We start from the raw sequence: 7,326 nt of genomic DNA, 5'->3' as shown, positions 1-7,326 counted from the left end.
AAACGAGGAAGCTACGGGCCCGCCTGGCCGGCAGATAAGGGCCCATTTCCAGGGGGTGAGACGCCATTCGAAAACCTATTTCTCTGCGGTGCCGGTGTATTCCCTGGTATCGGAGTTCCGCCCGTGGCGGTGAGCGGCGCCATGGCCGCTCACCGCTTCGTGAGTGCTCGCCAACAAAGAGAAATGCTCGACAGGATTGTAACGGGATAAGAGCATCACTCACCTAAGCAGGTGTCTCCCATTAGATCGAGACTGAGCTGGGCTACAGGCACCTTGCCCTGGCGCTTGCTGTTGGAAGCCCGCAATCCGGACCGCCTCGAACCATGGCGTTGCTGGATGGCATCGGCCGTAGCCGCGAAGCCTTGCTGACCTCGCAAAGCCCAGATCTGGTCGCGGGCGGATGCCGCTGCCGCATCCCAATCAACAATCGGCGCGGGATAGTCGGCGCCAATTCGGCAACCGGCGCACTCCTGGGTGGCGGCATCCATCATCCAGGGCTGGTGCAAGAACACCGCCGGCACGTCGGCCAGCTCGGGCACCCAGCCGCGGATGAACACCCCCTTAGGATCGTGGTCTAAGCCCTGCTTAAGCGGGTTGTAAATGCGGATCGTGTTGATACCGGTAGTGCCCGATTGCATCTGGCACTGGCTCCAATGGATGCCCGGCTCGTAGTCAACGAATTGACGAGCAAGATGCAGGCCGCTCTCGCGCCAGGGAAGCCACAGCTGATAGCTGGCAACCGACAGCAGCATCGCCCGCATGCGGAAGTTCAGCCAGCCCGTTGCATTCAGCGCTCGCATGCAGGCATCCACAAAAGGCAATCCCGTGCGTCCTTCCGCCCAGGCCGCCAGGCGATCGCTATCACTCTCCCGCAGGCCGGCGGTGAGGGGATGGAGCTCCAGGTATTCCAAGCTCGGCTGGCTTTCCAGCTTCTGGATGAAATGGCAATGCCAGTGCAAGCGCTCATCAAAGCGCTGCAGGGAGCGCCGCCAGGGAGCCGCCGCAAGGGCTTGACGGCGTAAACGGTTTTGCTGCACCACCTCTCGCAACGACAAGCTGCCCCAGCTGAGATGGGGCGAAAGGCGCGAGCAGCTGGCATAAGCCGTATTGGGGCTCGACAGTCCCACCTGGTAGGTGCGGCTGCGCTGATTCAAAAAGGAAGCAAGGGTTGCCAACCCCTGGAATCGTCCCCCCTGTTGCCGGCCCGGGCAGGAATCGGGCTCCAGGCCCAGATCCGCCGCCGAGGGCAGGGGCCCGGGGTCAAGCCGGGGCAGCGGGGTGAGCCGGGCCGGCGCGGTAGTGAGTTCTTCTGCCATGCGCTCCTCCCAGCGCTTGGCCCAGCCCGTGCGCCGGGCAAGGCGCCGTGTAACACCGAAATGTGGAAACTCTTGCCATTCGATGCCGTGCTGGCGTGCCCAGGCTGCGACACGTCGGTCGCGGGAGTAGGTCCAGCCGTTGCCCGTTTCCTCATGGCTCCACAACCCAGAAATACCCAACTGGCGGCGGGCCCGCTCCAGCACCTGCTCCACAGAGCCGATGCGCACAACAAGCGGCTGACCGAGACCGGCCAAGGCTCCGCGCAGCTCTACCAGGCATTCGCGGCAGAAGTCCCACTGCCGCCTGGAGCTGTCTGGCTGCCGCCAAAGATCGGGCTCCACTACGTAGAGCGGCAACACTGGTCCCCGCAGCGAAGCCTCCAGCAAGGGCCTATGGTCAAAACTGCGTAGATCGCGCTTGAACCAAACGATTTGCAGGGACCCCATGGCGTCGGAGGCTTCTACCGCGCAGGGAAGCTAATCAATCCGTCAGCAGGGATGCAGGCTGCCCCAGCAGCAGCTAAGCCTTGGGAATTCTGGGATTTTCCGAAAGGATGAGGCTGCTGCTGCAGTTTCTAAATTTCATCAACTGCTTAACTGCTCAGCTGAGCCTGCAACAAACCATTGCGGCGCGGCGAAACGGTTGATTGCGATGACGTGAGGCCCTCAGGGCTGCTTTTGGGCTGGCTTGGGAATTTCGGTGGCAGATTTGAGTCCGTCAAACAGCTGACCCAATAGGGCGGCCATTTCAGGAGGCAGGGCCGACTGGGGAGCTGCCTCAGAGGCGAGCACCAAAAGAGCACATGCATCAACCAAACGGGAAGCTTCCGATGCCGTTAAGGCAATCAGGTGCTCACCTTGACATTGCGTTATTCGCATCCAGATGCGGAAGTAGCGACCTTAACTTACTACGTATGGAGGATTTGCGGTGGAGCACACCCCAATTGGCCAAATCAAGGGTTTAGCAACTCTTCTGACCAAGTGGTGGTAGCGAGCCAGCGCCGTCGTCTGTGGGGTTGTCCACAAAGTTCCAACAACTCGACTTGACTTACGCCAAAGCTAAGCAGGTCGAAATGACTGGGTATGGGTGTGCTTTCGTCGAGCTCGCTGGGAAAGGAAGCTTCCGGCTCGAAGGTCCTTCCTGGCTCTGGCCAGCCCCATAAGGCCCTACCGGATGAAGTGAGGTTGATCCAATGCTGCTGTCGCTGGCGCTGCAGCTCGGCAGCCGTAAGGTCAACGCGCTTTGCCCGCAATCGAAATTGGCTACGCGCCCGGGGTAAAAGCCAGCAGATCTCCACGTCGGCTGAATTTTGCAACTCACCGGCTTTAGCACTGCGGCCATCGGTCAGAAGATCCAAAACCGCAGGACCGGACCAACCGCGAAATACCAAGGTGCGCACTCTGGGAGTGCCATCGCTGGCAATCGTGGCAAGTTGCAGCCAGCGGCAGCTTGGTGATCGCCCCTCCCGCTGCTGGGCGGCGCGCAGCAAAGGACGCCAGGGGGGAAGACTTTCCATCACTGCACCGCGCAGCCAATCAATTAATTCAGAGAATCGAGTTGCTGGTTGATATGGGCACATAGGCCGGGGTCAGTCCTGAGAGCCGCTCGTCGGGAGCGAATGCTGTTGATTTGGAACGACCGGAGGGCTGCAGAAGCAAGCCTCGGAGCATGCCTGCATCAAAGGAAAAACGGCCTGGCCCAACAAGCAACAGGGATAGACTGCCGCCAAGGTATAGAACCACCAGCTCTAAGACATAGATGTTGAGCCCTGCGGTCATGATGTGTTGGTAGGCAGCCACCGTCATGGTACCGGTGAGGGCTAGAGCTCCTAGGGGCGTTAAGAAGCCCAGAATTACCAGCCAACTGCCAATCAGCTCAGAGAAGCCGGCTGCATAAGCAAAAAACAGCGGGAAAGGCAAGTGCAGCGACGCCACGTAAGTGTTGGCAAATTGCTGGGGATCGGCGAGCTTTTCATGGCCGTGGTGGATCATCATCACTCCAACGGCTAAGCGAAGTAACAGCAGTCCAAGCGAGGCAACAGCGCCCGGCCGCAACAAATAAACCTCAAGCGCCGACAGGATTCGTTGGGTGATCGTAGTTGAGTTGGATACAGCGTTAACAGGTCGTTCCGTAGCTGCCTCTTGGTAGGCAGGGCGGCTGAGGGCCACAAACCAGAGGGCCATGCAGGCGGCCAAGAAGCCTCCGAATAGCTCTAGAAGCAGGGGGGTAGTCATGCTGGATTGAATTACCTGACCCAATGCTGGCAAACTTGATGAAGAAACGTGAAGTGGCCCCTTGGGCTCGCTGGGGTGCTAGGCCGCGAAATTAAATTGCATACGGCATTAGCACTACACCTGTAGGCCAGCGTCTCAACTCCTACTGCCTGAGGTGCTTTGGAGTGGCCGGCTCCGGCGCTTTGATGGTTTGTCAGGTTCTGCATGCCACTTTCCAGATGGCACTGAAGATGTTTCACCCGCGGATCAGTCAGGTCAATAACCACCGGCTGCTGGAGCAGAGACTGAATCGGAACTTCCCATTTAGGCAATTGAATTAGAACAAATATTGGCATCGTATTACTTGGTATACACCTCCTAAGCAATTGCTTCCAGTTGCCAGACGATTACTCCTGCGCTTATTAGAAAACTGCCACATCAGCGATTTGCGCTAATCCTGCAAAATCTACCAGATATTTTAATGCAATTGCGGTTCGAAAAATTCTGTGCGTCAATGGTGGCTCCAATCAATATAAAGCAAAAAAGTATTCTTGCATAAATACTATAAAGTATTAGGCAGGCTGGGCGCTTGCTTCTAGGTCCCTATAGTTTCTCAGGACGAGTCAAAAGATCGGAAAATGACAGAATTCAGGGTGTTTGCTGAAAAAGCTGCTCTAAGCGCTCCCTGCTGAAGTCGACGTAAAGCACCTCTTCGCCCGGCCGGGGAGCCTCCGGGTGAACCCTGCCCCGCCTGCTAGGTGGCTGAGAAGAGCCTTGCCCCTGGGCACTACGCAAGTTTTGGGACATCAATGCAAAAGCACCGCCAGCAATGATCGCAAAGAAAATCAAGTAGATGGCTGCCAAAAAGTCGTTCATCAATAAATTTGCTTTTGCAAATTATAATATGAAGAAATGTGAAACGTGGTCTTGCGGCTTGCCGCGTCTTCGCAGCTCGGTTCTGGTCGCTATCGAGAGATGCTGACCTGGGCGCTGAGATCCCATAGCTGCCGAGCCAGGCTGTCTGAGCAGGCATCGGCACTGGGTTTACTGACCTCAAAACGCAGCCGACCGGGACCCAACACCCGGTTGCTCAGGTATTCGAAGCCACTCGCTTGCGGAACCCTGCTGGCCAACCCAGCCAGCAGGGCCCCAGCCCTCTGGGGAGTTTCGGTGAGCCGCAGCAGGTCGCGGGCAACCATGGCAAAGAGTGCCTGGGCAAAGGGGTTGTGGCTGCGGCTATAGCGGAAGAAGCCTGCGTCGCTGCGCGGGATCACCAGCCCGGGGCTCCAGGCGAGCACCGGCAGCAGCATTCCCTGCTCCCTAAGCCGCCGCTCCGCCTCCCTTGCCATCAAGAGGTTGCAGAGTTTGCTGTCTTTGTAGGCCTTCTCGGCATTGAAGCTGCCGCTGCCATCGAGCATCAGCGCCCCAGGGCCCTGGCGCAGACCAGCAAGATCGCCGAGGCCGGCCGGCAGCCCCACCTTCCCTCCGGCGCTAGTGGGGTCATGCACCTCTGAGGAGGTGACCACCAGCCGAGGTGCGGTGCCCTGCAGCAGCAGGGGCAAGAGCTGCTGCAGCAGAGCCTGGTGGCCCAGGTGGTTCACGGCGATGGTGAGTTCGAACCTCTGGGCCGACCAGCGGGGCTTGGCTTCGCCGCTGTACTGCAGACCGGCGTTGAGCACCAATGTGTCGATCGGCTCCTCAGCTGCCAGCAGGGATTGGGCGCAGAGCTCGATGCTGCCCAGATCAGCCAGGTCGCAGATGGGTGTGTCAATCGGGCCGCTCAGACGCACGCGCAGACTTGCGGCGGTGCTCCCATCCCGGCAGGGCAGGGTGAGGCGGTGACCGGCCTGAAGCAGCAGGGCCGCTGCCTGAAAACCAATCCCGGAGCTGCCACCGGTGAGCAGGATGTGGCGGCTCACTCCGGCACTGGGCTCCTTAACCACCATGGCTCCTGTTCCCGGCACCATCTCATTCTGTTGCCCCAGCTGTTCGACCAGCTTTTCGCTCAGCGCAGGCACGGCCGCACCAGAAGCCCATCCTGCGGGGATGGGCTGGGAAAGACCTTGAGCGTTAGGTCTTGCTCCGGCTCCAGCACCAGGGTCAGCTGTTTCAGCCTCCCCACCGCCGAAGGGCAGCAGGGAGGCTGTGCTTTCTCCGCAGAGATGGCGCTGGGGCCGGAAAGCCTCCAGATCCTCTTCTTTGCTGCCGTAGCGGTATTTCCTCCCCCTGGGCCGGCGGCCAGGACAGGCCGTCGAGCTCCTGCTGCAGCCAGTCCAATTCAGAGGGATTTTGCAGCAGGCTCAGCAGCAGACAACTCAGGGAAGATGCGGTGGTTTCGTAGCCGGCGAACAGCAGCAGGAGCAGCTGCTCGGCTACGTCGTCGTCACCCAGGGGCAGACCGGCTTCATCCAGGCCACCAGCAAGCAGATCGAGCCCGCCAGCGGCCAGGGGTGCTCCGGCTGCAGCGGCGCCCTGGGCCTTCTCGAGCACGGCACCCAGACGGCGCAGCAGGCGTTGGCGGGCCTGAAGAGCTCGCGCGTAGGGGCTGCCCGGCAGGTCAAAGGGCAAGGAGAAGAGGCCCCGGCACCAGGTTTCGAAATCCTCAAATAAAACCTCGCGATCGACACCATCGAGCCCTAGCACCGTGCTGGCAATCACGCTGAAGGCAAAGTGTCTCAGCTTTGGCACCAGGGCCACTGGCGCTGGCTCAGCCAGCAGCTCCCGCTGGAGGTCATCGACCAGCTCAACGATCGCTAGGCTTATCGCTTCAAAGCAGCTGAGGCAAACAGCTGGCCCAGCAGCTTGCGTACACTGTCTGGCCACCAGCCCTCAAGGGCATCTGCCTGGGCGAACAGGTCGTTGATCGCCCTCTGCCACGGATGAATACGGTTCGCTGCCCCAGCAGGGTGGTGCCGTAGACATCGCCATAGCGCTCGAAGCGGGAGCGGGCGAAATCGGGATCGCGCAGGAAGGAGAGGGTTTCGAGCACTCCGCTCACGGCAGGCGTGGTTGGCAAGGGCCGCAGGGCGGCGGGATTGGGCGAAAACCAGGCTTCTCCAGAGGGGATTCCAGGTTGTCGGATCGCAGCCGGCATCGCGCCACGATGGATGCTCCTTGAGCGCCCCAATCCCCGTGACCAGCACCGAATCGAGCCCAACTACTCCGGGCGCCGAGGCAAAACCCAGGGGCGCCGAGCCAAAACCCAGGGCCGCCGCTGAGCTGCTGGCGCGCCTGGCTGGCGTGGCGGGGATGGGGCCGGGTCAGCGCCGCCTGGTGGTGCTCCTACCCCAGTTGGGGGATTTCGACAGCATCGAATACGCCCAGGCCCTGGTCCCCGCTTTGCCGCAACTGGAGTCTGCTGGCATCGCGGTGCTGGCAATCGGCATCGGCCAGGCCGCCGGAGCCGATCGCTTTTGCCAGTTCACAGGCTTTCCCCGCGAGCGCTTGCTGGTAGATGCAGACCCCCAGTTGCACCGTGCCCTGGGCCTCTACGAAGGCCTGCAGCAGCTGGGCGGACCCTGGCCGAACCTGCTGTTGATGTGTGCCGGCATCGGCTCCCCCGGCACCCTGGCCGAGGTGTTGCGCGGCTACACGGGTGATCGAGCAGCTCCCCAGCGAATCGCCGACGATGAGACCATCCAGGCCGGCCCCCTGCCGCCGATCAAGGGTTCGTTCTTCGCCAGGGCCGGCGGGACAGGATTCCAACGCCCATTCGAGCTGGCCACGGTCCGCTTGCGTAACATGGGCGAGGTGCTGGGCCACTGGCGCACCTACGTGCCATGCGACGACTTCCTCA

Annotated in this window: 6 protein-coding genes and 2 pseudogenes; 2 read left to right on the top strand and 6 right to left on the bottom strand. The window is 60.7% G+C overall.

Annotated elements, in window-relative coordinates; genetic code table 11:
- Positions 1–210: pseudogene (locus AC01FP_RS15155) on the top strand (carotene isomerase); the annotation flags it as partial.
- A 5-nt stretch (positions 211–215) separates the two neighbouring features.
- On the opposite strand, the gene AC01FP_RS15150 reads toward AC01FP_RS15155, so the two are convergent.
- The 6 genes and pseudogenes from AC01FP_RS15150 to AC01FP_RS15125 form a co-directional block, all read right to left on the bottom strand.
- Entirely contained in the window at positions 216–1,763 is a 1,548-nt protein-coding gene (locus tag AC01FP_RS15150) for an FAD-binding domain-containing protein (RefSeq protein WP_474481484.1), read from the bottom strand.
- Between the two features lie 219 nt (positions 1,764–1,982).
- Entirely contained in the window at positions 1,983–2,108 is a 126-nt protein-coding gene (locus AC01FP_RS15145) for a hypothetical protein (protein ID WP_474481482.1), read from the bottom strand.
- A 161-nt stretch (positions 2,109–2,269) separates the two neighbouring features.
- Complete coding sequence (locus AC01FP_RS15140; RefSeq protein ID WP_474481481.1) at positions 2,270–2,833, bottom strand: pyridoxamine 5'-phosphate oxidase; 564 nt, start codon at positions 2,831–2,833, stop codon at positions 2,270–2,272.
- 28 nt (positions 2,834–2,861) lie between these two features.
- Complete coding sequence (locus AC01FP_RS15135) at positions 2,862–3,485, bottom strand: DoxX family protein (RefSeq protein WP_474481480.1); 624 nt, start codon at positions 3,483–3,485, stop codon at positions 2,862–2,864.
- Between the two features lie 1,010 nt (positions 3,486–4,495).
- Positions 4,496–5,548, bottom strand: coding sequence for an SDR family NAD(P)-dependent oxidoreductase (locus tag AC01FP_RS15130; RefSeq protein ID WP_474481478.1), 1,053 nt, complete (start codon positions 5,546–5,548; stop codon positions 4,496–4,498).
- Positions 5,536–6,528 (bottom strand): annotated as a pseudogene (locus AC01FP_RS15125) (cytochrome P450). The gene AC01FP_RS15130 and the pseudogene AC01FP_RS15125 overlap by 13 nt, the downstream one beginning before the upstream one ends.
- Before the next feature lie 251 nt (positions 6,529–6,779).
- Here AC01FP_RS15125 and AC01FP_RS15120 point away from each other — a divergent pair.
- A partial coding sequence (locus AC01FP_RS15120; protein WP_474481486.1) for a peroxiredoxin-like family protein occupies positions 6,780–7,326 on the top strand: 547 nt, incomplete at its 3' end.

The sequence above is a fragment of the Cyanobium sp. NIVA-CYA 375 genome (assembly GCF_056108345.1).
Note: the sequence above shows the minus strand (reverse complement) of the source record. Positions and strands in the feature narration are given on the sequence as shown.